Source organism: Streptomyces sp. TP-A0874, from assembly GCF_001748085.1.
GTDB lineage: Bacteria > Actinomycetota > Actinomycetes > Streptomycetales > Streptomycetaceae > Streptomyces.
Genome location: NZ_BBZK01000006.1, coordinates 144,824 through 170,987 on the forward strand (window position 1 = coordinate 144,824; position 26,164 = coordinate 170,987).

22 protein-coding genes are annotated in these 26,164 nt (G+C 71.7%); 4 read left to right on the top strand and 18 right to left on the bottom strand.

The features are described from left to right. Positions 1-76: 76 nt before the first annotated feature. The 6 genes from cobT to BGP73_RS11155 all read right to left on the bottom strand — a co-directional run bounded on the left by cobT (position 77) and on the right by BGP73_RS11155 (position 9,316). Complete coding sequence (gene cobT, locus BGP73_RS11130) at positions 77-4,153, bottom strand: nicotinate-nucleotide--dimethylbenzimidazole phosphoribosyltransferase (RefSeq protein ID WP_069814131.1); 4,077 nt, start codon at positions 4,151-4,153, stop codon at positions 77-79. A 279-nt stretch (positions 4,154-4,432) separates the two neighbouring features. Further along, entirely contained in the window at positions 4,433-5,662 is a 1,230-nt protein-coding gene (cbiE, locus tag BGP73_RS11135; RefSeq protein WP_069814132.1) for a precorrin-6y C5,15-methyltransferase (decarboxylating) subunit CbiE, read from the bottom strand. Positions 5,663-5,765: 103 nt separating this feature from the next. Next, a complete protein-coding gene (locus BGP73_RS11140; RefSeq protein WP_069814133.1) occupies positions 5,766-6,404 on the bottom strand; it encodes a GNAT family N-acetyltransferase in 639 nt (212 codons plus the stop codon). A gap of 157 nt (positions 6,405-6,561) precedes the next feature. Further along, on the bottom strand, positions 6,562-7,410 hold the full coding sequence (locus BGP73_RS11145; RefSeq protein WP_069814134.1) for a MetQ/NlpA family ABC transporter substrate-binding protein: 849 nt from the start codon (positions 7,408-7,410) through the stop codon (positions 6,562-6,564). A gap of 14 nt (positions 7,411-7,424) precedes the next feature. Continuing rightward, on the bottom strand, positions 7,425-8,240 hold the full coding sequence (locus BGP73_RS11150) for a methionine ABC transporter permease (protein WP_107474019.1): 816 nt from the start codon (positions 8,238-8,240) through the stop codon (positions 7,425-7,427). Further along, a complete protein-coding gene (locus tag BGP73_RS11155) occupies positions 8,237-9,316 on the bottom strand; it encodes a methionine ABC transporter ATP-binding protein (RefSeq protein ID WP_069814135.1) in 1,080 nt (359 codons plus the stop codon). The genes BGP73_RS11150 and BGP73_RS11155 overlap by 4 nt, the downstream gene beginning before the upstream one ends. A gap of 784 nt (positions 9,317-10,100) precedes the next feature. On the opposite strand from BGP73_RS11155, the gene BGP73_RS11160 reads away from it, so the two are divergent. Continuing rightward, complete coding sequence (locus BGP73_RS11160) at positions 10,101-10,469, top strand: hypothetical protein (protein ID WP_069814136.1); 369 nt, start codon at positions 10,101-10,103, stop codon at positions 10,467-10,469. A 37-nt stretch (positions 10,470-10,506) separates the two neighbouring features. Beyond that, entirely contained in the window at positions 10,507-10,998 is a 492-nt protein-coding gene (locus BGP73_RS11165) for a hypothetical protein (RefSeq protein ID WP_069814322.1), read from the top strand. 103 nt (positions 10,999-11,101) lie between these two features. Here BGP73_RS11165 and BGP73_RS11170 read toward each other — a convergent pair whose 3' ends face one another. The 3 genes from BGP73_RS11170 to BGP73_RS11180 all read right to left on the bottom strand — a co-directional run bounded on the left by BGP73_RS11170 (position 11,102) and on the right by BGP73_RS11180 (position 13,600). Then, on the bottom strand, positions 11,102-11,605 hold the full coding sequence (locus BGP73_RS11170) for a GNAT family N-acetyltransferase (RefSeq protein ID WP_069814137.1): 504 nt from the start codon (positions 11,603-11,605) through the stop codon (positions 11,102-11,104). A gap of 120 nt (positions 11,606-11,725) precedes the next feature. Beyond that, on the bottom strand, positions 11,726-12,277 hold the full coding sequence (locus BGP73_RS11175; protein ID WP_069814138.1) for an RNA polymerase subunit sigma: 552 nt from the start codon (positions 12,275-12,277) through the stop codon (positions 11,726-11,728). Between the two features lie 159 nt (positions 12,278-12,436). Further along, the gene (locus tag BGP73_RS11180) at positions 12,437-13,600 is read right to left on the bottom strand and encodes a glycerophosphodiester phosphodiesterase (RefSeq protein ID WP_069814139.1); all 1,164 of its coding nucleotides are present in this window, start codon (positions 13,598-13,600) and stop codon (positions 12,437-12,439) included. Positions 13,601-13,858: 258 nt separating this feature from the next. Here BGP73_RS11180 and BGP73_RS11185 point away from each other — a divergent pair, with 258 nt between their 5' ends. After that, on the top strand, positions 13,859-14,530 hold the full coding sequence (locus tag BGP73_RS11185; protein WP_069814140.1) for a lysophospholipid acyltransferase family protein: 672 nt from the start codon (positions 13,859-13,861) through the stop codon (positions 14,528-14,530). Positions 14,531-14,630: 100 nt separating this feature from the next. On the opposite strand, the gene argH is transcribed toward BGP73_RS11185, so the two are convergent. Both argH and BGP73_RS11195 read right to left on the bottom strand, forming a co-directional pair. Beyond that, entirely contained in the window at positions 14,631-16,085 is a 1,455-nt protein-coding gene (argH, locus tag BGP73_RS11190) for an argininosuccinate lyase (RefSeq protein WP_069814141.1), read from the bottom strand. A gap of 144 nt (positions 16,086-16,229) precedes the next feature. Then, positions 16,230-17,426 carry an argininosuccinate synthase gene (locus BGP73_RS11195; RefSeq protein ID WP_069814142.1) on the bottom strand — a complete coding sequence of 399 codons (1,197 nt, stop codon included), beginning with the start codon at positions 17,424-17,426 and terminating at the stop codon, positions 16,230-16,232. 217 nt (positions 17,427-17,643) lie between these two features. On the opposite strand from BGP73_RS11195, the gene BGP73_RS11200 reads away from it, so the two are divergent. Further along, on the top strand, positions 17,644-18,216 hold the full coding sequence (locus BGP73_RS11200; protein WP_069814143.1) for a hypothetical protein: 573 nt from the start codon (positions 17,644-17,646) through the stop codon (positions 18,214-18,216). A 93-nt stretch (positions 18,217-18,309) separates the two neighbouring features. On the opposite strand, the gene BGP73_RS11205 is transcribed toward BGP73_RS11200, so the two are convergent. The 7 genes from BGP73_RS11205 to BGP73_RS11235 all read right to left on the bottom strand — a co-directional run bounded on the left by BGP73_RS11205 (position 18,310) and on the right by BGP73_RS11235 (position 26,159). Next, on the bottom strand, positions 18,310-18,879 hold the full coding sequence (locus tag BGP73_RS11205) for an arginine repressor (RefSeq protein WP_069814144.1): 570 nt from the start codon (positions 18,877-18,879) through the stop codon (positions 18,310-18,312). Between the two features lie 17 nt (positions 18,880-18,896). Beyond that, entirely contained in the window at positions 18,897-20,090 is a 1,194-nt protein-coding gene (locus tag BGP73_RS11210) for an acetylornithine transaminase (protein WP_069814145.1), read from the bottom strand. Continuing rightward, positions 20,087-21,034 (bottom strand): acetylglutamate kinase, encoded by a 948-nt coding sequence (argB, locus tag BGP73_RS11215; RefSeq protein WP_069814146.1) that lies wholly within the window; start codon positions 21,032-21,034, stop codon positions 20,087-20,089. The genes BGP73_RS11210 and argB overlap by 4 nt, the downstream gene beginning before the upstream one ends. Beyond that, the gene (gene argJ / locus BGP73_RS11220) at positions 21,031-22,182 is read right to left on the bottom strand and encodes a bifunctional glutamate N-acetyltransferase/amino-acid acetyltransferase ArgJ (RefSeq protein WP_069814147.1); all 1,152 of its coding nucleotides are present in this window, start codon (positions 22,180-22,182) and stop codon (positions 21,031-21,033) included. Before argJ ends, argB begins: the two co-directional genes overlap by 4 nt. Positions 22,183-22,252: 70 nt before the next feature. Beyond that, a complete protein-coding gene (argC, locus tag BGP73_RS11225; protein ID WP_069814148.1) occupies positions 22,253-23,281 on the bottom strand; it encodes an N-acetyl-gamma-glutamyl-phosphate reductase in 1,029 nt (342 codons plus the stop codon). A gap of 159 nt (positions 23,282-23,440) precedes the next feature. Then, on the bottom strand, positions 23,441-24,646 hold the full coding sequence (locus BGP73_RS11230; protein ID WP_139134553.1) for an MFS transporter: 1,206 nt from the start codon (positions 24,644-24,646) through the stop codon (positions 23,441-23,443). Continuing rightward, positions 24,639-26,159 (bottom strand): class I adenylate-forming enzyme family protein, encoded by a 1,521-nt coding sequence (locus tag BGP73_RS11235; protein ID WP_079127429.1) that lies wholly within the window; start codon positions 26,157-26,159, stop codon positions 24,639-24,641. Before BGP73_RS11235 ends, BGP73_RS11230 begins: the two co-directional genes overlap by 8 nt. Positions 26,160-26,164: the final 5 nt, after the last annotated feature.

A 26,164-nucleotide genomic window follows, 5' to 3' on the forward strand; every position in this document is an offset into this window, starting at 1 on the left:
GCCCGCGGCCTCCACCGCCGGCCGCCGGTCTCCGCGCCGGGGGCACCCGGTCGGCACCGCGCGGGCGGCGGTCTCCTCACGCCTTCCCGGTGATCCCGGCGGAGTCGAAGGTGGCCACCTCGTGCATCGCCCGCGCGGCGCTCTGGACCACGGGCAGCGCCAGCAGGGCACCGGTCCCCTCGCCGAGCCTGAGATCGAGGTCGACCAGCGGTCGCAGGCCCAGTTTCGTCAGCGCCGCGACGTGCCCCGGTTCGCTGCTGCGGTGGCCGGCGATGCACGCGGCGAGTGCCTCCGGCGCCATGGCCCGGGCCACCAGGGCCGCTGCTCCCGCGGTGACCCCGTCGAGGATCACCGGTGTGCGCAGCGAAGCACCCCCGAGGACGAGGCCGACCAGGGCGGCGTGCTCCAGCCCGCCGAACGCCGCCAGCACACCGATCGGATCGGCCGGGTCCGGCTGGTGCAGCTCCAGCCCCCGGCGGACGACATCGACCTTGCGGGCGTGGGTCTCGTCGTTGACGCCCGCGCCGCGCCCGGTCACCTCCGCCGGTGGTTGGCCGGTGTAGACGGAGACCAGCGCGGCGGAGGCCGTCGTGTTCGCGATCCCCATCTCACCGCTGACCAGGGCCTTGTTCCCGGCGGCGACCAGATCGCGTGCCGTCTCGATCCCCACCTCCACCGCCCGCAGCACGTCCTGCCGGGAGAGCGCCGGACCGGCGGTGAAGTCGTCGGTGCCGGGACGCACCTTGCGCGGCATCAGCCCCGGGGTCGCCGGCAGGTCGGCGGCGACGCCCACGTCCACCACGCACACCTCGGCCCCGACCTGACCGGCGAAGGCGTTGCAGACCGCTCCGCCGGCCAGGAAGTTGGCCACCATCTGGGCGGTGACCTCCTGCGGCCAGGCGGTGACGCCCTGGGCGTGCACCCCGTGGTCACCGGCGAAGACGGCGACGGCCGCGGGCTCCGGGATCGGCGGCGGGCACTGCCGGGAGAGGCCGCTCAACTGGGCGGAGATGATCTCCAGCATGCCGAGCGAGCCCGCCGGCTTGGTCATCCGCTTCTGGCGTTCCCAGGCCTCACCGAGCGCCTTGGCGTCCAGCGGCCGGATGCCCTGCAGTGTCTCCCGCAGCAGGTCGTGCGGGCCCTCGCCGGGCAGCGCCCGACGTCCGTAGGTTTCCTCGTGCACGACCCAGGAGAGCGGGCGCCGTTTCGACCAGCCGGTCTGGAGCAGCTCCGGCTCCTCCGGGAACTCGTCCACGTACCCCAGGCAGAGGTAGCCGACGATCTCCAGGTGCTCGGGGAGCCCCAGCAGGCGGACCAGCTCGCGCTCGTCGAAGAAGCTCACCCAGCCGACGCCCAGTCCTTCGGCGCGGGCCGCGAGCCACAGGTTCTCCACGGCGAGGGCCGAGGAGTACGGCGCCGTCTTGGGCTGGGTGTGCCGGTCCATGGTGTGCCGGCCACCGCGGGTCGGGTCGGCGGTGACCACGATGTTGACCGGGGTCTCCAGCACGGCCTCGACTTTGAGTTCCTTGAACTGCTTGGCCCGCCCCTTGGGCAGCGACCTGGCGTACTCCTCCCGCTGACGGGACACCAGTTCGTGGACCGCCTGCCGGGTTTCGGCGGAGCGGATGACCACGAAGTCCCAGGGCTGGGAGTGGCCGACGCTGGGCGCCGTGTGGGCGGCCTCCAGGACCCGGAGCAGGACGTCGTGCGGCACCGGGTCGGAGCGGAATCCGCTGCTGATGTCGCGGCGCTCACGCATCACGCGGAGCACTGCGGCCCGTTCCGCTTCGGCGAACCCGGTGGCCGCCTCCTCCGGCGACTCCGGGGCGTCCGACGCTGCCGGTTCGCTCCGTTCCTGCTCGGCCTGGTCTCCGGAAGCCTCCCTCGGTTCGACGCCGGCCGCGGGTTGTTCGGTCTCAGGCGTGCTGGCGGCCTGTTCGACTTCACCCGGACCGTCCTCGCCCACCTCCTGGTCGACTTCGCTCCCGGTCGTCGCCGCGGGCGCGGCGAACTCCGTTCCTTCCGCGGCGGTCTCGGCTCCCCTGGGCTCCGTGCCGGCCTGCGGAGTCGGCTCTCCGACCGCCGGCCCGGCCTCGTGCTCTTCCTCGGCGGGCTCCGCCCGCGCCTCCGCGGGGGCCGGCTCGGCGGACGCCTCCTCGGTCCCGGCGGGCTGTGCAGCGGTCTCCGCGGACTGCTCGGGCGCCGCTGCAGCGCCCGGGGCGGCCTGCGGCGATGCCCCGGACGGCGCCGTTCCCTCCTCCGTCCCGGCCTCGGCGCCCTGCTCGCCTTCCTCGGCGGACCGGGCGAGCGGAGCCGGCGGCTCGACCTGAGCGGCTTGCGCCTCGGCTGACGGGGAGGTGGGCGCGTCGTCCGGCCCGGCGTCAGCGGCGGTCCCGGTGGCGACGACGGGCTCCTCCTGCTGCACGACGCCCGACTCCGCGGGGTCGGCCTCCGGCGCCGGGCTGCTGTCGGCAGCGGTCGGTGCGCCCGCTGCTGCGGGGCCCGCCGGGTCCGCGGTGTCGGAAACGGCGCCGGGCTCCTCGGCCGTGGGCGGCGCGACCTGCTCCGCTACCACCTCCGCAGGTGCTGCCTCGACGGTGCTTCCGGTCGCTGTACCGGTCGTTGTGTCAGCTGCGCCCGGAACGACCATCTCCGGAGTGGGAGCTGCTTGCCCACCGGAGTTGGGTTCGGCGGGCAGTGGCTGGGAAGGCTGCTCGGCCGCCGGGGGCGGCGCGCCCTGCCCCGGCGCGGCAGCTTCCGGCACGTCCGGTCCAGGCGCGGCCTTCCCGGGGACGACCGACTCGGGGACGACCGACTCGGCGGCAACCGGCCCCTGGGCAACTGGGTCCGGGACACCCGACTCCGGGACTGCGCCCTGGACCACGGCAGTCTCGGCGACAGCCGCCTCGGGGTCCGTGGCCGTCTCGGCGTCGGCGGTCATCGGCGCTTCCGACGGCGGCACCGCGGGCCCCTGGGTCGCGTCGGGCGCCACGGGGACACCGCCCGGCCAGTGGGAACCGTCCGTGTGCTGCGCCGGGATCCAGGCCTCAGGCTGCTGCGGGGCCGGTACCGCCCCGGTGTCCGGCGGCAGTTGGCCGACGTTCTGTGCCGGCAGCATGACCGGATCGGGGGCCGGCTCTTCGACGAAGGGCGCGGCCTGCTGCTGTGACGCCGGCTCCGCTGCCCCGGGCGCTACGTAGGGGGGGATCTCCCCGAGCTGCGGACCGGGCAGCATGGCAGCCGGATCGTGGCCGTACGCCGTGGCTCCCGCCACCGGATCCGGCCCGGTGACCGCCCCGGAACCGGTGGGTGGTTGCGGTTCGACGGACGACGGCTGCGCCCCTGCGTCCGGCTCCGGGCCGGACGGCTCGGGTTGTTCGACCGGCCCCGTGTCACCTGCCGGCTCCCCGGGTGACACGTCGAGGTACTCGAGTCCGCCGGTGGGCGGCCCCAGGTGCCGGGCCGGGGAGCCCGCCGGGCCGCGATCGGCCAAGGAGCGCACCACCCCACCGGAGGAGGCGTCCGGGACCGGCGGCCCCAGGTGCAGCGGCCGGCGTACGGGGGTCGGCCGCGCGGCGGACCGCTCCTTCGGCCGATTGTGCTGAGCCGGTGTCGGCTGCTGGCCGGATGGGAACCGCCCCGTCTCCGGCTGGGCCTCCGCGGGGGCGGCGGACTGCCCGGTACCGCCGGACTGCCCGGGGCCGTCCGGGGCCACCGGCGCCTCCTGCGGCCCCGGGTCCGGTGCGAGTTCCAGCCCCTGTGGCGCGTTCTGCTGGTAGGCCGCCAGCTGCTCGTAGCCGGGCTGGCCGTACCCGGGCCGCGGTGCCGGTTCGTAGCCCGGGTGCACGGTGTGGGGCTGCTGCCCCTCGGGGGCCAGGCTCTCCTGGTAGTCCGGTACCCCGCCCACCAGTTGCCCCGACTCTCCCCAGGGCTGCTGGGGATCGGGGAACAGCAGGTCGTCCTGCCCCGGCCACGGCTCCACCGGCTCGGCGACGGGGTACCCACCGGATTCCGGAAAGCCTCCCGGAATCCCCGGCTGCTCCGACTGGCCGGCGCCCGCGGGAGCGGAGGGCGCCGCGTACTGCGGCGCCTCCGGCTGTCCGCCCGCGTTCTCCGGCAGTCCCTCGCCCGGGATCTGGCCGGTGTCAGTCATGCGTGCCCCTCGCCCATCGGTAGTGCTCCTTCGAACCGCTCATCCGCCGCACCCGCCCCCGACGCAGCGACCGCTCCCACAGCAAGAACGAGCGTCCGCGCCGGGCGGCACGTCGCAAGTACCCAGCCGACCCGGGGCCGACCCGGAAGCTGTGCATTTCCATCCAATTCAGGAGTCCATTCAGGACATTGACGAACGAAACCTCGAAAGGCCTGCGACAGTGCGACGGTCCGCCAGCCTACCCTCCGCGATCTCCCCGGAGGCCACCGACCGCTCTGCTCAGGAGGTGCGCCGGGGCAGGTGACCGCAGAGGAAGAAGGCCACCGAACGCTCCGTCTCCGCCCATCCGGAGTGGTCCGAGGTGTCCAACTCGACGGACTGGATCAGCGCGCACTCGACGCGGTACCCGGCCTCCGAGAGAACGCGTCCGACCGCCTCCGCCTCGTCACGGGTCGCCGCGTGGCAGACGATGCGCTCCGGGCGCCGTGCGGCGCAGGCGGCGACCACCGGGGGCCCGCCCCCGCCGACCCGGACGGTGTCCGGCTCCGGCAGGTCTTCGAGTACCTGGGGTGCCCGGCCCCGGACCACCTGGAGTTGGACGCCGAAGGCGCGGGCGGACGCCGCCGTCCGCTCGCAGGCGACCGGGTCCTGGTCCACGGCGATGACGGCCGCGCCGAAGCGGGCGGCCTCCACCGACACGGCACCACCGCCGGACCCGATGTCCCAGAGCAGGTCGCCCACCCGGGGCCCCAGCCGGGCGAGTTGAGCAGCCCGCAACTGGCCGCCCTCACCCTCGCCCAGCCGTGCGCCGTACTGATGGGCCGGGAGCGCCCAGCCTCGGGGTTCCTGCGGCAGATCGGGGTCGGGTCCCGAGATCCAGGGGCTGCCCTGCACGACGGGGGTGCGGAGCCCACCGATGGAGATGACGACGTTGGGGTGGCGCCATTCGTGGTCGGCGACCTTGTCGGAGGTGAGGACGGAGACGCGCTCGCGTTCGCTGCCCAGTTCCTCGCAGATGACGAAGGTGCGGTGCACCGGGCCGAGGAGCAGGGCCAGTTCGGCCGGTCCGGCGCCGGGCGAGGTGAGGACGGCGACTTTGGTGTGGGCTCGGCAGACGTTGACCGCGCGCCGCAGGTCCCTGCTGTGGGCGACCACGACGCGCGCGTCGTCCCAGGGCATGCCGACCCGTGCGAAGGCGGCCGCGACCGAGGAGACGGCGGGGACCACCTCCACCTCGAGCCCGTGCTGCGGGGCCCGCAGCGTCCGCACCACGCCGAAGAATCCCGGGTCGCCGTCCGCGAGCACCACGGCCGTACCCCGGTGCCCGGCGATCCGGCGGGCGGCCAGGGCGACGCTGCCCAACTGGATCCGCTCGGCTCCCCGGGGGATCTCGGGCAGCGCCAGGTGGTGCCGCGCTCCGGCCACCAGGGTGGCGGCGCCCAGCGCTGATCGGGCCGCGGTGGAGAGTGGCGAACCGTCCCATCCGATCACCGTGACCCGGTCGGCCATCGTCGTCAGTCTCCTGGGCTTCGCGGACTTCCGCCCGCGGGTGCGCGGACACCGGTGAGATTACTCTGGTCGGTGCGGCTCCGGTGCAGGTGGGGCGGGACCCTCACCGGGGATCCGGGAAGTGGGCGAACCCGCCGGCTCCCGCCGCGGGTTCGGCGAGGTCCTCGAGGTCCTCGGGGAGCAGGCCCCAGACGATGAGATCGGTGCGGATCTCCGTCCAGCCGCCGTCCTCGGTCTGGGTCCGGGCTATCCAGGCGTTGCGGAGGACCCCCTCGCTGATGCAGCCGACCTTCTGGGCGACCTGCTGGGAGGCGGTGTTGTCCGCCGCGGTCCGCAGCTCGACGCGCTCGAACCCCTGGTCGCGGAAGAGCCACTGGGCGACCGCCTGCACCGCCTCCGAGGCGTACCCCTCCCCGCGGGCCCAGCGGGCGGTGACGTAGCCGATTTCGGTGGATCGGCACCGCCAGTCGGTGTTGTGCAGGTGCACGCTGCCGACCAGCCGCTGGGTGAGGAACTCGACGACGGCGAGCACGATGCCGCGCCCCTCGGTGCGCTCCGCCGGGGCGAGCCGAGTGGCCCACTCGTGGGCGTGCCGGGGGGTGTACGGATGAGGCAGCGCGGTCCATGCGGTGACGAGTTCGTCGTCCATCATCTCCACGAGGGTGGGCACGTCCGCTTCCTCGAACGGGCGCAGCACCAGCCGCTCCGTACTGATGGAGACGTCCGGGAAGGTGGGTCTCATGCGCCTCTCCGTAGCCGTGGACTGGACAGCCCAGCATGCAGCATGGCGCGGGTCCGGTGCAGCGCCGGGTGGGCTGTGCGCCGCGTACGCGCGCCGAGGCCCGGCGTTCCGGTCTTCACCGGAAGCCGGGCCTCGGTCGGTCGCCGCCCTGGGCGGGTCAGGAACCGACGGCGCCGAACGCGGGGATGATCGCGCCGTCGAACTCCTTCTCGATGTACTTCCTGACCTCGTCGGAGTTGAGGAGTTCGGCCAGCTTCCGGACGCGCGAGTCGTCCTCGTTGCCGTCCTTGACGGCGAGGAAGTTGGCGTACGGGTTGCCCTCCGCGCTCTCCAGTGCCAGAGCCTGCTCGGCCGGGTTGAGACCGGCCTCGATGGCGTAGTTGCCGTTGATCACCGCGGCGTCGACGTCGTCGAGGGAGCGGGGCAGCTGGGCCGCTTCCAGCTCCTTGAGGTGCAGGCCCTTGGTGTCCTTGACATCGGCCAGGGTGGCCTCGCTGCCCTTGCCTGGCTTCAGTTCGATGAGGCCCTGCTCGTCGAGGAGTTGGAGCGCGCGCCCGCCGTTGGTGGCGTCGTTCGGCAGGGCGACGGTGGAGCCCTTGCGGAGGTCGCCGCTCTTCTCCAGCTTGCTGGAGTAGAGCCCCAGCGGTTCCAGCTCGACGTTGACGACGGGCACGATGTCGGTGCCCTTCTTCTTGTTGAAGTCGTCCAGGTAGGGCTTGTGCTGGAAGAAGTTGGCGTCTACCTCGCCGTTCTGCAGGGCCGTGTTCGGGGTGACGTAGTCGGTGAACTCCTTGACCTCCAGTTTCAGCCCCGCGTCCTGCGCCAGGTTCTCCTTGACGTAGTTGAGGATGTCGGCGTGCGGGGTGGGGCTGGCCGCGACGGTGAGCGGCGCCTCGGGGTCGGCTCCGCCGGCCTTGTCGGAGTCCGAGGATCCGCAGGCGGCGAGGGAGAGGGCGAGAGCGGCGGCTGCCGCCGCGGTGATGGTGGTTTTCACTGGGGTGCGCACGAAGAGTGCCTTTCTTACTGGGTGGTTCCGCCCGGCGAAGGGTCCGGGCTCGTGGGTGAGAAGGTCTTGGGGGCCGCCGCGGGGAGGTCGGCCGCTTCGGTCTGGGCCGCGCCGCGGGTGCCACGGGTCCGGAGCCGCCGGAGCGGAGTGCGGGGCGTGGCGGAGGTGGCCCTGCCGCGCCGCGCGATGGCCCGCGCGGCCAGGTCGCCCAGTACCTGCACGGCTGTGACCAGCACGATCAGCAGGGCTACGGTGACCAGCATGAAGTCGGTCTCGAAGCGCTGGTAGCCGTAGGTCAGCGCGAGGGAGCCGAGCCCGCCGCCGCCGATGGCGCCGGCCATCGCGGAGTAGCCGATGAGCGCGATCACGGTGGTGGTGAAGCCCGCCACCAACGAGGGCAGCGACTGCGGCAGCAGCACCTTGCGGACGATGGTCCAGGTGCCGGCGCCCATGGACTGCGCGGCTTCGACGAGACCGCCGTCCACCTCGCGGACGGCGGTCTCGACCAGCCGGGCGTAGAACGGGATCGCGCCGACCGCCAGCGGCACGACGGTCGCCTCCGCGCCGATGCTGGTGCCGACCACCCAGCGGGTGAAGGGGATGAGCGCGACCATCAGGACGATGAAGGGGAAGGAGCGTCCGATGTTCACCACCACACCGACGATCTTGTTCACCGGCGCGTTCTGCAGCAGTTCACCCCGGTCGGTGAGGACGAGCAGCACGCCCAGCGGCAACCCGCCGAGCACCGCGATGAGGGAGGACCAGCCGACCATGAAGAGCGTGTCCCAACAGCCCTCGGCCAGCAGTGGCTGCATCTGAGACCAGGTCATCGACGATCACCTTCCTTGGCGAGGCCCGTGCTGTGGACGAGGCCGCTGCCCGCGGCCTGCTCCACGGCGGCTGCCGGGCCGGCCACGTCCACCTGGAGTCCCTGTTCGCGTAGAAAGCCGATCGGCACCACGTTCTCCTCGAAGGCGCCGGGGAGTTCGATCCGCATCCGGCCGACCTGCCGGCCGCCCACGGTGTCCATCGCCGCCCCGAGGATCGAGATGTCGATGTTGTAGGTGCGGGAGAGCTGCGAGATGACCGGCCGGGTGGCCGCGTCCCCGTGGAAGGTGACGTCCACGACGGTGCGATCCGCCCCGGAGGCCTCCCCTCCGACCGGGAAGAGTTCGCGGGCCAGCTCGGAACCGGGCGTGGCCAGAAGGTCGGCGACCCTGCCGGACTCCACGATCCGGCCGCCCTTCATGAGCGCCGCGGAGTCGCAGACGGCCTTGACCACGTCCATCTCGTGGGTGATGAGTAGCACGGTCAGGCCCAGTTCCCGGTTGAGGTCGCGCAGTAGCTGCAGCACCGAGCGGGTGGTCTCCGGGTCGAGGGCGGAGGTCGCCTCGTCGGAGAGCAGCACCTTGGGGTCGCCGGCGAGGGCGCGGGCGATGCCGACCCGCTGCTTCTGACCGCCGGAGAGCTGGGCGGGGTAGGCCCTGGCCTGGGCGGCGAGGCCCACCAGGTCGAGCAGTTCCAGGGCCTTGCGGGAGCGTTCCCGACCGGAGAGGCCGAGGATCTCCAGGGGGAGTTCGACGTTGCGTTGGACGGTACGCGAGGACAGCAGGTTGAAGTGCTGGAAGACCATGCCGATGCGGCTGCGGGCCCGGCGCAGCGGGGCTCCGGCGCGCTGTCCCCGCCCGGCCAGGGCGGTGAGCTCCTGCCCGTCCACGGTCACGGTGCCGGAGCTGGGTCGCTCCAGGAGGTTCACGCATCGGATGAGGGTGGATTTGCCGGCGCCGCTACGGCCGACGACGCCGTACACCTCGCCCTCCCGCACGTGCAGGTCGACGCTGTCCAGGGCGTGGACCTCGCGACCGCGTGAGCGGTAGACCTTGGTCAAGTCCTTGGTGGTGATCACAGGATGTCCGTCACTCTCGGGTGCGCGGCGCGGGGCGGCCGGGCACGGCGTTGCTCTTGGACGCGGCAGGTGGGGTCCGGGGGAGTTCCGACGGGCGGTCACGGCCTTCGGCAGGGGTACCGCTGTGCGGCTTCGCCCCTGGTACGGCGGGTCACAACCCGGCGCCGCGCTGTCTCGCTTCAGGGCGCGAGCACGAACGTGGCCCTCAGCGGTCACACATTCGACACATGCGACAGGCCCCGGGGGTCGTCGTCGCCCCGGTCGCAGAGATGGCACTGCTGGTCGCGGTCATGGCTGCAAGTAAAACAGACAGCGGAACAAACCGATCAGCTTGTCTCACAGTATGGATAATCTGGCTCGCACTGTGGACATGCCGCACCTCAACCCCATCAAGGGGGCCAATAATCACCTCATTCCGGGGCAATTCTCCCCACCTTGGGGGTGCAGCCAGGTGACGGGCTCAGCGAGTCCGGGCCCCGTCGGACACCAAGCGGCGAACCCGGGCGGGAGGCAGGCCCCGAACCGGCCCCGGAATGTGGCCGGAACCACTCTTGGGACGCCGGGCCGTCTCAGAGTGCGGACCGGACCCATCCGGCGGACCGACGGATAGGTCCCCTCGGGCGTCCTCCAGCGTCCCGTTCGCACGCCCGGGGTTCCTCAGGGGCGGCTGCCGTCCCGCGTGTCCGGCGGATTAGAGTCGTCCCATGCCCACTTCGTCCGCTCGCCGCCCCGCACCGTGCCGGGCCGCCGTGGGGCCGCGTCCGGTCTCGCCGGAGGGGCTCGCGTGATCGGTTCCCTGACGCTCGCGGCCTCCCTCGCGGCGCTCGCACTCGCCGCCTGGTGCGGCCTGGCCGTCTACCGCGACCAGCCGACCAAGGACTGGCACTTCATCGGCATGGCCCTGGTGACGCTCCTGGTCCTGGTCCAGCTGACGATAGGCGTCGTACGTCTGGCCGGCGGCGAGAAGCCCGGCGGTGGCACCGCGATCTTCCTGGCCTACCTCCTCAGTGCCACGGCCGTGGTGCCGGTGGCCGGCGTCATGTCGCTGGCGGAGCGGACCAAGTGGGGCTCGGCGACGGTGGCGGCCGGGGCGGTCGTGCTGGCCGTGCTGGAAGTCAGGCTGTTCGACATCTGGGGAGGCTCGGGTGGCTGAGCGGAACACGACGGACGCGGAACTCGGCGGGGCCTCGGTGGCCACGCCCCGGGCCCCCGGCGGCAGCGCCGTTCCCGAAAGCACCGCCCGGGAGAACACCGCCTCCGGGGACCGCCGACCCGGCGCCCACACCCTGCGCTCCGGACCGGGGCGGCTGCTGGTCTGGTTCTACGGGGTCTTCACGGTGGCAGCGGTCTCCCGCTCCGCCGCCCAGATACTGACCAGGTTCGACGAGGCCCCGCTCGCCTACACCCTCTCCGCGGTCGCCGGTCTGGTGTACGCGCTCATCACCCTCTCCCTGGTACGGGGCGGCGAGGGCGCCCGCAGGGTGGGCCTGGTCTGCTGCACGGGCGAACTGCTGGGCGTGCTCGGCGTCGGCGCCTGGACGCTGGCCGAGCCGTCAGCCTTCCCGGACGCCACGGTGTGGTCCGACTTCGGCGTGGGCTACCTCTTCCTGCCCGTGGCCCTGCCGGTGGCCGGGCTCCTGTGGCTGCGCCGGAAGCAGCCCGCGGGCGAGGGCGGGCGCTGACCCAACCCGGCCGTCGCCCCCGCCGCCCCCTCCTCAGGCGCCATCGGCCGGCCGGCGGCCTGTGGCGCAGTCCGCCGGCCGGTCCCGGAGCGCCGCACCGGCCTCAGGCGCTCGCGGCGTACTTCTGCGGGAGCGCCTGCTTCTCCAGGGTGACCACGCTCAGCACACGGGAGACCTGCTCGGTGCCGACCGGGGCGTAGCCGCAGCGGCGGTAGAGCCGCATCAGCCCCTCACTCCGGTGGCCGGTGAGCAGCCGGTACCTCTTGGCTTCCGACTCCACGGCCATCTGCTGTTCGATCGCAGTGAGCAGCCGCCTCCCCAGCCCGTGGCGCTGCATCCGGGGGTGGACGATCAGGGCGGCCAGGCTCGCGGTTCCGTCGGCGTCCACCGCACCGCGCACCGAGCCGACGACCTCCGCGCCCAGCCGGGCCACCAGGACCCGGCTCCGACTCAGTTCGGCGCGCAGATCGGCGAGACTCTGGGTGAGCGGTTCGATGGCGTAGTCCCCGTACAGCTCGGCCTCCGGCTGGAAGCAGAGGTACTGCAGCTTGAGAATCTGCTCGGCGTCGTCGTCGGTCGCCGCAGAGATGGTCACGCTCATGCCCATGTGCGCATGCCTCCCCTTGTTCGGTCCGCCCGGGCGCGATGAGGGTGTGTTGGGTGCGCCCGGACCGTCGGCCAGGACGGAGTGCGGCCCCGCTCGCGGGCACCGCCTCCGTGGCGCCGGTCAACGCTCCCTTCCCCCGTCTCGGGAAGCGGCAACCTCCGCTGCGAGCATTCTGCGCAGACAGCTCAGGCAACGGGAACGGACCGGCCCCAGACTCCCCTGTGAGATACCCAACTCACCTGCGATTTCGCGGTATGTGGGATCGGCCGGCGACAGCATCGCCCCCAGCAGCCGGGGACAGCGCCCGGGCAGCCGGCGGACGGCCCTGCGCACCGCTCCCCGCTCCTCGCCGGCGAGCACACGGTCCTCCACGGGCACCGCCGGACGGCCCGGGGGGTCGCCCTGACCGTAGGACACCTCCCGGCGGCTCCTTCGCCGTGCTCCTCGCACCTCCGCCCGGACGGCGGCGCGCAGCCAGTCGGCCGCCTGTCCGGGCGGAGGCTGCACGGTGCCGGATCCGGTCTCAGCATCCGGCCCGCCGGACCGCTCCAGCAACCGCAGGAGGACGCCCTGCTCGATGTCGGCCGGATCCATACCCGTACCCAGGGCCTCGGCCGCCGCCTCGGCTGCGAGGAGCGGGCGAAGCGAGGTGAGGAGATCACTCAACGTCATAACCGCCGGGACTGAAGCCCGCCCCCGGCCGGTTTCGGGGCGCCGCCCATCTCACCCTTCCGAGCGGCCCGGAGCCGGTTCCGCCGTGCCCCGGCGCCCTTCCCCCGAGTACTCGGGGAGCGGGGCGGCACCGAGGGCCGGGGCACGGCGGCCGGACGGTCAGCCTCGGCCGGCGAGGAAGTCCTCCCGCGCGAGCAGCCCGGTGTCCGCGTTGTCGGTGAAGATCCCGTCGATCCCCGTCTCGAAGTACCGCTGGAAGACCCCGAAGGCGTTCCCGTAGGCGTTCGGGTCGGTACCGACCCGGTAGTCCGTCGGAAGGAAGGTGTTCTCGTTCCGCACGGTGTACGGGTGGAGGATCAGCCCGGCCGCGTGGGCGTCCTGGACGAGGGTGGTGGGCTCGCCCAGCGCGCCGTCCTCGTCCAGCGGGATGATCATCGTGAGGGAGGGTCCGATGCCCTGCGCGAAGCGGGCGATCCACTTCAGCCCCTCGGGCTCGACGAGATCCGCCACCGTACGCGGGTCTCCGGTCTCGACGAAGTCCCAGGGCCTGGAGTCGGGTGAGTCGAGGAGCACCACCCGGGGGCAGTCGACGAGTCCGGCGAGCCGCTCCATGCTGGTCGGTTCGAAGGACTGGAGAAAGTTCGGCGCGTGCTTCCGGTGCCGCCCGTGGCGGCGGAGCAGCTTCGCCAGCGGCTCCTCCAGACCGAGGCCGAGCTCGCGGAAGTAGGTCGGGTGCTTGGTCTCCACATGCAGCCACACCGGCCGACCGCGCCGCCGCCCCTCCCGTTCGGCCCAGCGCAGCACCTCCTCGAAGGTGGGCACCTCCCAGCGGCCGTCGTAGAGGGTGTTGCGCTGGCGGACGTCGGGGATCCGCTCGGTGGCCCGCAGCGTCTTCAGCTCGGCGAGGGTGAAGTCCTCGGTGAACCATCCGGTGATCGACACGCCGTCGACTTCCTTGGTCGTCTTCCGCCCCGCGAACTCGGGGTGGTCGGCGACGTCCGTGGTGGCGGTGATGTCGTTCTCGTGCCGGCAGACCAGATGACCGTCCTTGGTCGGCACCAGGTCCTGCTCGATGACGTGCGCGCCCATGTCGAGCGCCAGTTGGTAGGAGCCCAGGGTGTGCTCCGGACGGTAGCCGCTGGTGCCCCGGTGGGCGATCACGGTGGGGGTCGGCAGGTCGCGCCCGCTCCGGTCGTCGGCTCTCGCCACGCCCGTCCCGAGCGCCGTGCCGCCCGCCCCGCCGAGCACGGCGGCCCCCGCGCCCAGGGCGGCTGCCCCCAACAGGGCGCGCCGCCTCGGCCCCTGCTCCTGCGACTGCTCCATGAGCACTCCTTGTGTGTGTCCGGTACCTGTCAGGTCTTACGGTCAACGGGCTGATCGTAGGCGGCCGGAGGTTCCGCCGGAGTGAATTCGCGCGGAACGCCCCCCGACGGAGCGGCGACACCACGCATCCGGCCCCGCAACCCGATGTGCGGCCGAGGCACCACCGCGAGTATCGTCCTCACCTGCATACTTATAGGGGCGGCCGGAAAGGTGGCTGCCGGGTGTGCGCCGGAACAACCATCGCTACCGGAGGGCCCGTTGTCCCGCATTGTGCTCAAGGCGATTCTCGGACTGCTGATGCGCGTCCTGTACCGCCCGACGATCGAGGGCGCCGACCACATTCCGGAGGACGGCGCCGTGATCCTGGCGGGTAATCACGTCACCTTCATCGACTCGCTCTTCCTCGGGATCGTGGTCCGCCGGAAGGTCTTCTTCATCGGCAAGGACGAATACGTCACCGGCAAGGGCCTGAAGGGTCGGCTGATGGCCTGGTTCTTCACCTCCTGCGGCATGATCCCGGTCGACCGGGACGGCGGGCGCGGTGGGGTCGCCGCGCTGATGACCGGCCGCCGGGTGCTGGAGGAGGGCAGCGTCTTCGCCATCTACCCGGAGGGCACCCGCTCCCCCGACGGGCGGCTCTACCGCGGGCGGACCGGGGTCTCCCGGCTGGCGCTGATGACCGGGGCCCCGGTGGTCCCGTTCGCCATGATCGGCACCGACCGGGTGCAGCCGGGCGGCAAGGGCCTGCCCCGGATCAGCAAGGTGACGGTCCGGTTCGGCGCGCCGCTCGACTTCGCCCGCTACGACGGGATGGACCGGGACCGCTATGTGCTGCGCGCGGTGACCGACGAGGTCATGAGCGAGGTCATGCGCCTCTCCGGCCAGGAGTACGTCGACGTCTACGCCACCAAGGCGAAGGCGGCTGCCTGAGAACCCGCCGGACCTCGGCGGAGGCCGGCCCACAGCGAAGGAGGGTGCCGCCCGGTGTGGGCGGCACCCTCCTCGCGTGTCGGGTGATCTCGCCAGAGGTTCAGCGCTTCGCCTCGGTCCACCCCCGCTGGACGGCCAGGTCCTCCTTGACCTCGGCCAGCTGCACGGCCACCGCGGACGGCGCCGTGCCGCCCCGGCCGTCGCGCGCCGCCAGCGCGCCGGGGACGTCGAGGACGGTGCGGACCTCGGGGGTGAGGTGCTCGGAGATCGCCGCGAACTGCCCGTCCGTCAACTGGTGCAGTTCGATGCCCTGCCGCTCGCACTCCTTGACGCACTCACCGGCGACCTCGTGCGCCACCCGGAACGGCACCCCCTGTTTGACCAGCCATTCGGCGACGTCCGTGGCGAGCGAGAAGCCGGCCGGCGCCAGCTCCGCCATCCGCTCCCGGTTGACGGTGAGGGTGGCCATCATGCCGGTGAAGGCGGGCAGCAGGATCTCCAGCTGGTCGCAGGAGTCGAAGACCGGCTCCTTGTCCTCCTGGAGGTCCCGGTTGTACGCGAGGGGAAGGGCCTTGAGCGTGGCGAGCAGTCCGGTGAGGTTGCCGATGAGCCGGCCCGACTTGCCGCGGGCCAGTTCCGCGATGTCCGGGTTCTTCTTCTGCGGCATGATCGAGGAACCGGTGGAGAAGGCGTCGTGGAGGGTCACGAAGGAGAACTCCTTGGTGTTCCAGATGATGACCTCCTCGGCGATCCGGGACAGGTCGACGCCGATCATCGCGGTGATGAAGGCGAACTCCGCGACGAAGTCCCGGGCGGCGGTGCCGTCGATCGAGTTGCCGGACGAGCCGTTGCCGAACCCGAGTTCGGCGGCGACCGCCTCGGGGTCCAGCCCCAGTGAGGAGCCGGCGAGCGCGCCCGACCCGTAGGGGGAGACCGCGGTCCGCTCGTCCCACTGCCGCAGCCGCTCGGCGTTCCGGGAAAGCGCCTGGACGTGAGCGAGGAGATGGTGCGCGAAGAGGACCGGCTGGGCGTGCTGAAGGTGGGTCCGGCCGGGCATCGCGAGTTCCGGGTGCGCCTCGGCCAGGCCCACCAGCGCCTCCTGGAGGTCGGTGAGCAGACCCCCGATGATCCGGGCGTGGTCGCGCAGGTACATCCGGAAGAGGGTCGCCACCTGGTCGTTGCGTGAGCGGCCGGCCCGCAGCTTGCCGCCGAGGTCCGGGCCCAGCCGCTCCAGGAGACCGCGTTCCAGCGCGGTGTGCACGTCCTCGTCGGCGACGGTGCCGGTGAAGGAGCCGTCGGCGACGTCCGCCTCCAACCGGTCCAGCCCCTGGAGCATCCGCTCCAGCTCGTCGGCGCTCAGCAACCCCGCCGAGTGGAGCACCCGCGCGTGCGCGCGGGATCCCGCGATGTCGTAAGGGGCGAGTCGCCAGTCGAAGTGGACCGACGCACTCAGCTGGGCCAGCGCTTCCGCCGGCCCGTCCGCGAAGCGTCCGCCCCACAGCCGTACGTCACCGCCTCCGGCGACGGTGTGCGGGCTCTGCGGACTTGTCGTCATTCCTGCTCCTGGTACGCGTGGCTCGGCACGGCCGCCCCTCTTCCGAGGCCGACCCGCCGGCTGATGCCGATCGCCTCCGCCACCCTGTAGGGGTGGCGGAGGCGCCTTGGACGGTGGCGTCCGGCCGGGCCGGACGAGGGCAGGTTAACCCGCCAGGTCCCGCTTGGCGGCGATCTTGCTGCTCATACCGAAGATCTCGATGAAGCCCTTGGAGAGGGACTGGTCGAAGGTGTCGCCGGTGTCGTAGGTCGCGAGGTTGAAGTCGTAGAGCGACTGCTCCGAACGCCGGCCGGTGACCACGGCGCGGCCGCCGTGCAGGGTCATCCGGATGTCGCCGCTGACGAACTGGTTGGCCTCCTCGATGAAGCCGTCCAGCGCCCGCTTCAGCGGGGAGAACCAGAGACCGTCGTAGACCAGCTCGGCCCACCGCTGCTCGACCTGCCGCTTGTAGCGGGCCAGCTCACGCTCGACGGTGACGTTCTCCAGCTCCTGGTGGGCCGTGATCAGCGCGATGCCGCCCGGGGACTCGTACACCTCGCGGGACTTGATGCCGACCAGCCGGTCCTCGACCATGTCGATCCGCCCGACGCCCTGGGCCCCGGCCCGCTCGTTGAGCTGCTGGATGGCCTGCAGGACCGTGACCGGCCGGCCGTCGATCGCGACCGGGACACCCTTGTCGAAGGTGATGATCACCTCGTCGGCCTCCCGGGCGACGGCCGGGTTCTGGGTGTAGTCGTAGACGTCCTCGATCGGCGCGTTCCAGATGTCCTCGAGGAAGCCCGTCTCCACCGCCCGTCCGAAGACGTTCTGGTCGATGGAGTAGGGGGACTTCTTCGTGGTCGAGATCGGCAGCCCCTTCTCCTCGCAGAAGGCGATCGCCTTGTCACGGGTCATCGCGTAGTCCCGCACCGGGGCGATGCAGTCGAGGTCCGGGGCGAGCGAGGAGATCCCGGCCTCGAACCGCACCTGGTCGTTGCCCTTGCCGGTGCAGCCGTGCGCGACGGTGGTGGCGCCGTGCTTGCGGGCGGCGGCCACCAGGTGCTTGACGATGGTGGGCCGGGAGAGCGCGGAGACCAGCGGGTAGCGGTCCATGTAGAGCGCGTTGGCCTTGATCGCGGGGAGGCAGTACTCCTCGGCGAACTCGTCCTTGGCATCGGCCACCTCGGCCTCGACCGCGCCGCAGGCCAGCGCACGCTTGCGGATGACGTCCAGGTCCTCGCCGCCCTGGCCGACGTCCACGGCCACGGCGATGACCTCCGCCCCGGTCTCCTCTGCGATCCAGCCGATGCAGACAGAGGTGTCCAGGCCGCCGGAGTAGGCGAGTACGACGCGCTCGGTCACGGGGTGCTCCTTACGATGCATGCGCTGACAGGCATAAGTATGCACTGTGCCGTATGTTTCGTCAACGCGGCTCGCGGACGGGTGTCCCGGACCGTCGCGACCAGCGCTGTTCCACCGTGGGGGCCGCCCGTTGCCGTGCGGCACACCGCTGGTTGACTGGCCCACCATGGGCGGGGGAATCGAACGGCGTAGGCGGCGGAAACAGCGGGTCAGGGCCATGCGCCCCTACAGCCCCCCGACGCCCCCGGCCCCCCGACGACCGGCCCGCGGCCCGCTGCCGCCCCGGGGCCCGCTGTGGAAGCGCTCGCTGTCGGCGGCCGCCCTGCTGCTGGTCTGCGCGCTCGCGGTGCCGGTCACCGCGTGGGGGGCCCGGATGACCGCGGTGGGGGTCGGGGCGCTGGGCGAAGCGGGAACGGTCTCCGAAGTGGGCTGCGTCTCCAGGGAGGGGGCGAGGCGTCCGATCGTGGAGTGCGGCGGCTGGTTCCGGCCCGCTGACGGCCGGCGGGCGAGCTGGCGACCGGTCGACAGCGAGACCGAGCACTCCGCCGGCCAGCAGGCCCGTCTGCTGGGGAGCACGGTCTACCTGGTCGGCTGGCGGCAGGCCGGCCGCGGGGCGGCCCTGGCCGTCGGTGCGGCCGCGGTGGCGGCGCTCACCCTGCTGGGTTCGGCGACCTGCCTCAGCCGCCGCTGCCGGCGGCACCTCGGTGGCGGTGCCCTGTTCAGCCGGTTGACCTGGACGGCGGTGGCGAGCTCGGCGCTGTTCGTCCTGCTGGTCTTCCTGCGCCCCTGACATCCCGCGCCCGCTTCCCGGTGCACACGCCTCCCGGCTGACCTGCCCGTAGGCGAACCTGCCGTCGGCGCCGCCCGGTCGGCGGTGAAGGGCCTACCGGGCCTTCTGCGCGAGCTTCAGCAGGTGGTCGGCGAGCGCCTGGCCGCCGTCGGGGTCGCGGCTGATCAGCAGCAGCGTGTCGTCGCCGGCGATGGTGCCGATGATCTGGTGGATCTCGGCCTGGTCGATGGCCGAGGCGAAGAACTGGGCCGCGCCGGGCGGCGTCCGCAGCACCACCAGGTTGGCCGAGGCCTCCGCCGAGATCAGCAGCTCACCGGCGAGACGTGCCATCCGGCCCTCACTGGCGGACTCGCCGAGCGGAGCGCGCGGGGTGCGGTCCCCGCCCTCCCCCGGCACCGCGTAGATCAGCTCGCCCCTGGTGTTGCGGATCTTCACGGCACCGAGTTCGTCCAGATCCCGGGAGAGCGTCGCCTGGGTGACGGAGAGTCCGTCGTCGGCGAGGAGCTTCGCCAACTGGCTCTGGGAGCGCACCGGCTGTCTGTTGAGGATGTCGACGATCCGCCGGTGGCGGGCGGTGCGGGTCTGCGGCACGGCCTGGCCGGCGCGGTCGCCGGCGCTCCGGGGGCCGGGGGCGGCCTGGGTCTCGTCCTGCGCCTCGGTCATCGTCGATATTCTCCGGATCATCGGTCCTCGGCAGCGGCGGCCTCCAGGACGCTCGGCAGCAGCCGCAGGAAGGTGTCCACCTCACGGTCCGCGAGGATCAGCGGCGGCGCCAGCCGCACCACGTCGGGGGCGACCGCGTTCACCAGTAGACCGGCGTCCTGAGCCGCCTGCTGTACCCGGGGGGCGGCGGGCTCGGTGAGCACCATACCGAGCAGCAGCCCGGCCCCGCGGACATGGTGCACCAGCCGGTGGCCGACCTCCTCGATCCCGCGGCGCAACCGCTCCCCGGTCCGCTTCACCCGCTCCAGCAGGCCCTCGCTCTCGATGGTGTCGAGGACCGCCAGGGCAGCGGCGCAGGCGACCGGGTTTCCACCGAAGGTCGATCCGTGCTGGCCCGGGGAGAGCAGTTCGGCCGCCTCGCCGAAGGCGATGGTCGCACCGATCGGGAGGCCGCCGCCGAGACCCTTGGCGAGGGTGACCACGTCCGGCCGCACCCCGTGGGCCTGGTGCTCGAACCAGTGGCCGGTCCGGCCGATGCCCGTCTGGATCTCGTCCAGCACCAGCAGGGCGCCGCTGGAGCGGGTGATCTCCCGGGCCTGGGCGAGGTAGTCCGCGGGTGGGACGACCACGCCGTTCTCCCCCTGGATCGGCTCGATGACGACGAGGGCGGTGTCCGTGGTGACGGCGGCGCGCAGCGCCTCGGCGTCACCGTACGGGACATGGGTCACCTCGCCGGGAAGCGGCTGGAACGGCTCCTGCTTGGCGGGCTGCCCGGTGAGGGCGAGCGCCCCCATGGTGCGGCCGTGGAAGCCGCCCCGGGTGGCGACCATGTGCGGGCGCCCGGTGCGGCGGCCGATCTTGAAGGCGGCTTCGACCGCCTCCGCACCGGAGTTGGAGAAGAAGACCCGGCCCGGTCGGCCGAGGATCTCCAGCAGCCGTTCTGCCAGGTCGACCGGAGGGCGGGCGACGAAGAGGTTGGAGACGTGGCCCAGGGTGGCGATCTGCTCCGACACCGCCCGGACGATCGCCGGGTGGGCGTGCCCGAGGGCGTTGACGGCGATCCCGCCGACGAAGTCGGCGTACTCCCGGCCGTCGCCGTCCCAGACCCTGGCGCCTTCGCCCCGCACCAGCGGGAGGCTGGGCGTGCCGTAGTTGTCCATCAGCGCGCCCTGCCAGCGGCGGGTCAGCTCCTGGTTGGTCGCCTCGGTCATGCCGTTCCTCCCTGTGTCGCGAGCTCCTCGGGCCGGTCGGGAACGACCATCGTGCCGATGCCCTCGTCGGTGAACACCTCGAGCAGCATGGAGTGCGGGACGCGACCGTCCAGGACCCGTGCGCTGCCGACGCCGTTGCGCACCGCGTGCAGGCAGCCCTCCATCTTCGGCACCATGCCGCTGGCCAGGTCGGGCAGGAGCTTCTCCAACTCGCTGGCGGTCAGCCGGCTGATCACGTCGTCCTCGGTGGGCCACTCCGCGTAGAGGCCCTCCACATCGGTGAGGAAGACGAGCACCTCCGCCTCCAGGGCAGCGGCCAGCGCGGCGGCGGCGGTGTCCGCGTTGACGTTGTACACGCCGTGGTCGCCCGCGCCCTCCGCCTCCTCGTCGCCGCGTGCGATGGAGGAGATCACCGGGATCCGGCCGTCGTCGAGCAGCGCCCGGACGGCACCCGGGTCGACCCGGGTGACCTCTCCGACGCGCCCGAGGTCCACCCGCTCCCCGTCGACCTCGGCGTACCGCTTGACGGCGCTCATGGTGTGGGCGTCCTCACCGGTCATGCCGACGGCGAAGGCACCGTGCCGGTTCAGCAGGCCGACCAGCTCCCGCTGGACCTGCCCGGCGAGCACCATCCGCACCACTTCCATGGTCTCGGGGGTGGTGACCCGCAGGCCGGCGGTGAAGCTGGACTCCAGGCCGAGCCGGTCCAGGTAGGAGCTGATCTGCGGGCCGCCGCCGTGCACCACGACGGGGCGGATGCCGGCGTACCGGAGGAAGACCACGTCCTGGGCGAAGGCCGCCTTCAGTTCCTCGTCGACCATGGCGTTACCGCCGAACTTGATCACGACGGTCTTGCCGTGGAACCGCTCCAGCCAGGGCAGCGCCTCGATCAGGGTGCGGGCCTTGGGGAGGGCGGTGTGGTTGCGTGCGGTTGCTCGGCTCATGAGGAGTATGCGCTGTTCTCGTGTACGTAGTCGGCTGTGAGGTCGTTGGTCCAGATGACGGCCGACTCCGGGCCGGCCGCCAGGTCCGCGGTGATGCGCACCTCCCGGTAGCGCATGTCGACCAGTTCCCGGTCCTCCCCCACGGAGCCCCGTCGGCAGACCCAGACGCCGTTGATGGCGACGTTCAGTTCGTCGGGTTCGAAGACGGCGGAGGTGGTGCCGATCGCGGAGAGCACCCGGCCCCAGTTGGGGTCCTCGCCGTGGATGGCGCACTTGAGCAGGTTGTTCCGGGCGATCGAACGGCCGACCTCCACGGCGTCCTCCTCGCTCGCGGCCCCCACGACCTCGATCCGGATGTCCTTGGACGCGCCTTCGGCGTCACCGATCAGCTGGTGGGCCAGGTCCGCGCAGACCCCGGTCACCGCTTCGGCGAAGGCGTCGTAGTCGGGCGTTCGGCCGGAGGCGCCGGAGGCGAGCAGCAGCACGGTGTCGTTGGTGGACATGCAGCCGTCCGAGTCGACCCGGTCGAAGGTCGTGCGGGTGGCCGCGCGGAGCGCCTTGTCGAGTTCGGGGCCCTCGACGACGGCGTCGGTGGTCAGCACCACCAGCATCGTGGCGAGCCCCGGGGCGAGCATGCCCGCTCCCTTGGCCATCCCTCCGACGGTCCAGCCGTCGCCCTCCACCACGGCGGTCTTGTGCACCGAGTCGGTGGTCTTGATGGCGATGGCCGCCTTCTCGCCACCGTGTGCGGAGAGCGCGCCGGCGGCCTGCTCCAGACCGGTGAGGAGTTCGTCCATGGGCAGGCGGACGCCGATGAGTCCGGTGGAGGCGACGGCGATCTCGCCCGGTTCCCGGCCGAGTAGTTCGGCGGCCCGCTCCGCGGTCGCCCGGGTGTCCTGGAGGCCCCCGGGGCCGGTGCAGGCGTTGGCGCCTCCGGAGTTGAGCACGACCGCGGAGAGCCGGCCGCCGTCGGTGACCTGCTGGGACCAGGTCACCGGCGCGGCCTTGACGCGGTTGGCGGTGAACACCCCAGCCGCTGCCCGGTGGGGGCCGTTGTTGACGACGAGGGCCAGGTCCGCGGCCCCACTGCCTTTGATGCCGGCCGCGACACCGGAGGCCGTGAAGCCCGTGGCTGCCGTAACGCTCACTGCGTCTCCTTCTTCGCTCCGCCGTACGGGCGGTTGTCGGGGGTGTCTTCGCTCGGCCGTGCGCGGGGCGTCACGGGGCGAGCCCGGCGGTGGGGAGCCCCAGTTCCTCGGGGAGGCCGAGGGCGATGTTCATGCTCTGGACCGCGCCGCCCGCGGTGCCCTTGGCGAGGTTGTCGACCGCGGCGATCGCGATGATCCGTCCGGCGGCCTCGTCGTGGGTGACCTGGAGCAGCACGGTGTTGGAGCCGTGGACGGCCGCGGTGGACGGCCACCGCCCCTCGGGTAGCAGCTGCAGGAACGGTTCGCCGGCGACGGCCTTCTCGTAGGTCTCCCGGAGCAGCACCGCGTCCGTGCCCGGCTTGGCCTTCGCCGAGCAGGTGGCGAGGATTCCCCTGGGCATCGGCGCCAGGGTGGGGGTGAAGGAGACCGTGACCGGCTCCCCGGCCACCGCGGAGAGGTTCTGCGCCATCTCCGGGGTGTGCCGGTGGACACCGCCGACCCCGTACGGGCTCATGGAGCCCATCACCTCGCTGCCCAGCAGGTGCGGCCTGAGGGCCTTGCCGGCGCCGGAGGTGCCGGAGGAGGCGACGATCACGGCCTCCGGCTCGGTGAGCCCGGCGGCGTAGGCCGGGAAGAGGGCGAGCGAGACGGCGGTCGGATAGCAGCCGGGGACGGCCACCCGGCGGCTGCCGCGCAGCGCCTCGCGGGCACCGGGCAGCTCGGGCAGTCCGTAGGGCCAGGAGCCGGCGTGCGCGGTTCCGTAGAACCGCTCCCAGGCGGCCGGGTCGGTCAGCCGGAAGTCGGCCCCGCAGTCGAGGATCAGCACGTCCTCGTCCAACTGCTCGGCCAGCTCGGCGGACTGCCCGTGCGGCAGAGCGAGGAAGACGACGTCATGCCCGCCGAGCACCTCCGGGGCGGTCGGCTCGAGCACCCGGTCGGCGAGTGGCAGCAGATGCGGCTGGAGCTCGCCCAGCCGCCGCCCGGCGTTGGAGTTGCCGGTGAGTGCGCCGATCTCGATCTCCGGGTGGCCGAGCAGCAGTCGCAGCACCTCGCCGCCCGCATACCCGCTCGCTCCCGCCACCGCTGCCCGCATCGTCATGCAAAACTCCTCCCTGGATGGCATGACTATACGGAGCTATGCAGTTTTATGCAACACAGGCGGAGAGGCTGACCACCGGCCCGGGCGGCCCCGACGGTGGCCTGCGCTGTGGAAACCTGACCCAGCCGCTGGACGATGCCACACGGATTGCCCCGCGGACTACACAGCGGGTGGGTGTTGCTTGTCCGTGCGCCGACTCATCATGGCGCCAGCACAGGCGAAAACCACAAGGGTCGCCGACCAGCCGACGGTGTGACCGTAACGGTCGGCCAGCAGACCGTAACCAGGAGGACCGAGCCCGAGGCCGGTGAAGAAACCGAGCATGATCAGGCCTGAGGTGCGCATGGTCAGTGCGGGGTCGCCGGAGGCGGCTGCGATCATCATGCCCAGGGGGTTCCAGGACGACGCGGACATGCCCAGGAGCCATGCGCAGACGGCGGCCAGCGGTACGCCGCCCCAAACACTCGCGATCAGCCCGGCCGTAGCGACGGTCGCAATCAGTGCCATGACCAGGAGTTGGTGCTGAAGATGTCCGCCACGGCGGATCGCCCGGATCGCCAACGGACCCCAGAGGAACCTTCCGGCGATGGCCCCTACTCCGACGCAGGAGAAGACCAGACCTGCCATCACGACGTCCACAGCCAGTTCTGTGTGTATGTAGAAGGCCAGGTAGGTGGAAACAGCGGCGCCGCCCGTACCCATGAGCAGTGCGTACACGACCACCTGGAGGATGGAATATCGCCCTGTCGAGCCCGAGGGCCGGGCTGGTGGCGGCTTCGTCTTGCGGGTGCCCGTCCACCGCAACAGCAGGAGCGGAACGGAGCCGACAGAGACCGTGTAACTGAACACGGCTACGCGCCAGTCGGTGAGGGTGGCCAGCGATGGCAGTACCGCGCCACAGACGATCGTCGCCAACGCCACCCCGGACTGTTTGATGGCGATGAGCGGCTCACGGGCCTGCCCTGTAGCGAGCACAGCGCGATTGGTGATGGGGTTTGCCGCGGCGGTGGCAACCGCGGCGAGCATCAGTCCGGGGACGACATACAAGGAGTTCACCGCCACTGCGACGATTCCCATCCCCGCCACCATGAGCACGCTGACGGAAACGAAAGCCGTGTGCTCGCGTATCTGGGCCAGCGCCTTGGGCAATATGACGGAGAAGAAGGCCACGGAAAGGAAGAAGACAGAATTAAGCAGTCCGAACTGGGAGTTGGACAACGACAGGTCAGCGCGGATAGCCGGAGCGAGAGCACCGAGGCCGAACTGAGCCGTCGAGGCGACCATCATGACCGCGGTCAGCAGGATCCCCAGCGGGGCGAGGGCCCGGCGGCCCGCCGGGAGGGCTGCATCAGAGGGGTCAGTCATGGCCCAGTTGGGCCCGTGCACGGTCTCGTAGCTCTCGCTTGAGAATCTTTCCCGTGGGCCCGAGCGGTAGTTCGTCCACGATCACCACTCTGCTGGGTCTCTTGTAGCGGCTCAGCCGTGGCTCCAGGAAGTCAAGCAGGGCGTTCTCGTCGACTTGGCCGCTTGTCACCGTGTACAGCCACGGGGTCTCCCCCCACTTCGGGTGCGGCGCAGGCACGGCTGCGCAGGCGAGAACGTCGGGATGGGTACTGAGGGTGTTCTCCAACTCGGCCGGGTAGATGTTGAAACCCCCGCTGATGATGACGTCCTTCTTCCGGTCGACGATGTAGACGTAGCCGTCCTCGTCGATGTAGGCGAGATCACCGGTTCTGGTCCAGCCGTCGGTGAAGGTCTCAGCCGTGGCGACCGGGTCATCGAGGTAGCCCGCGATTTCCGCGGTCGAGCGTACGACGAGCTCCCCCACTGTGCCCGAAGGCGTTTTTGCGTCCGATGTGTCAAGGACGGCGACTTCGGTGCCGATCAGCGGTCTGCCGCAGGAACCCGGCTTGTCCACGCCCCACTGGGAACGCATGTAGGTAGCGCACATCGACCGGTGTGATGACCACAGTTCGGTCAGGCCGTACTGCTCGTTGAGGAGGTTCCCCAATATCTCCTTGGAGCGTTGCCGGGCTCCTCGGGAGGTCGGGGCGCCCGCATACCAGATGGCTCGCAGACCTTGCTCCACCAGGGCATTCGCGCCGGCCGGGGAGGCCTGGAGATGATTGACGAGGTCGGTGACCATCGTCGGCACCATCAGGGTGTGGGTAGCCTGATGCCTGGCAACCACGGCGCAGAAGGCCTCAGGGGTGAACGGATCGAGGATCACGCTGGTGGCCCCTACAGCGAGCATGGGCCACAGATATCCGATCGCCATGTGCGTCAGCGGAGTGACGATCAAATAGCGGGAAGAGGCGGTGGCATCGGAGAGTTGGTTCGCCAGCGTCGTCACCGCGTTGTCCACTACGCGGTGGTGCGGGGTGAGTACCCCTTTCGCTGTTCCCGTGGTCGCCGAGGTGTACATGATTCGCTGGATGTCATTAGGGCCCACCGCCGGCAACGGAGAGCACCCGGCGGAGACCGGGGCGGCGGTGGTGAACGGCAGACATTGGTGCCCGAGCGCCCGCAGCTCCGCTGCGGTGTCCTCGAAGGCCGGGGCGTAGACCAGTCCCGCGGCGCCGGCGTGCCGCAACTGCCAGTCCATCTCCTGTACCGACAGCCGGAAGTTGACCGGGAGGCAAGCGCGTCCGCTCAGTGACACCGAGGCTTCCCAGCAGACCCATTCGATGCTGTTACGGCCCAGCACAGCCACCGGGCCGGGGCGGTGCAGCAGAGCGTTGAGTGCCGTGGCGCCGACGACTGCCCGCTCCCAGAAATCCGCGAAGGACACCGTCTCCTCGGTGCTCGCGTCGACGAGGGCACTCCGTGGACCGTGGGCGTTCTTGGCGTTACGCAACAGTGCGTTCAAAGTGCTCACATCAA

What these genes read in the sequence shown, in the direction of transcription:
- cobT (WP_069814131.1), bottom strand. Translation starts at nt 4,153, where the DNA reads ATGACTGACACCGGCCAGATCCCGGGCGAGGGACTGCCGGAGAACGCG.
- cbiE (WP_069814132.1), bottom strand. Translation starts at nt 5,662, where the DNA reads ATGGCCGACCGGGTCACGGTGATCGGATGGGACGGTTCGCCACTCTCC.
- BGP73_RS11140 (WP_069814133.1), bottom strand. Translation starts at nt 6,404, where the DNA reads ATGAGACCCACCTTCCCGGACGTCTCCATCAGTACGGAGCGGCTGGTG.
- BGP73_RS11150 (WP_107474019.1), bottom strand. Translation starts at nt 8,240, where the DNA reads ATGACCTGGTCTCAGATGCAGCCACTGCTGGCCGAGGGCTGTTGGGAC.
- BGP73_RS11170 (WP_069814137.1), bottom strand. Translation starts at nt 11,605, where the DNA reads ATGGGCATGAGCGTGACCATCTCTGCGGCGACCGACGACGACGCCGAG.
- BGP73_RS11175 (WP_069814138.1), bottom strand. Translation starts at nt 12,277, where the DNA reads ATGACGTTGAGTGATCTCCTCACCTCGCTTCGCCCGCTCCTCGCAGCC.
- BGP73_RS11180 (WP_069814139.1), bottom strand. Translation starts at nt 13,600, where the DNA reads ATGGAGCAGTCGCAGGAGCAGGGGCCGAGGCGGCGCGCCCTGTTGGGG.
- argH (WP_069814141.1), bottom strand. Translation starts at nt 16,085, where the DNA reads ATGACGACAAGTCCGCAGAGCCCGCACACCGTCGCCGGAGGCGGTGAC.
- BGP73_RS11200 (WP_069814143.1), top strand. Translation starts at nt 17,644, where the DNA reads ATGCGCCCCTACAGCCCCCCGACGCCCCCGGCCCCCCGACGACCGGCC.
- BGP73_RS11205 (WP_069814144.1), bottom strand. Translation starts at nt 18,879, where the DNA reads ATGACCGAGGCGCAGGACGAGACCCAGGCCGCCCCCGGCCCCCGGAGC.
- BGP73_RS11210 (WP_069814145.1), bottom strand. Translation starts at nt 20,090, where the DNA reads ATGACCGAGGCGACCAACCAGGAGCTGACCCGCCGCTGGCAGGGCGCG.
- argB (WP_069814146.1), bottom strand. Translation starts at nt 21,034, where the DNA reads ATGAGCCGAGCAACCGCACGCAACCACACCGCCCTCCCCAAGGCCCGC.
- argC (WP_069814148.1), bottom strand. Translation starts at nt 23,281, where the DNA reads ATGACGATGCGGGCAGCGGTGGCGGGAGCGAGCGGGTATGCGGGCGGC.
- BGP73_RS11230 (WP_139134553.1), bottom strand. Translation starts at nt 24,646, where the DNA reads ATGACTGACCCCTCTGATGCAGCCCTCCCGGCGGGCCGCCGGGCCCTC.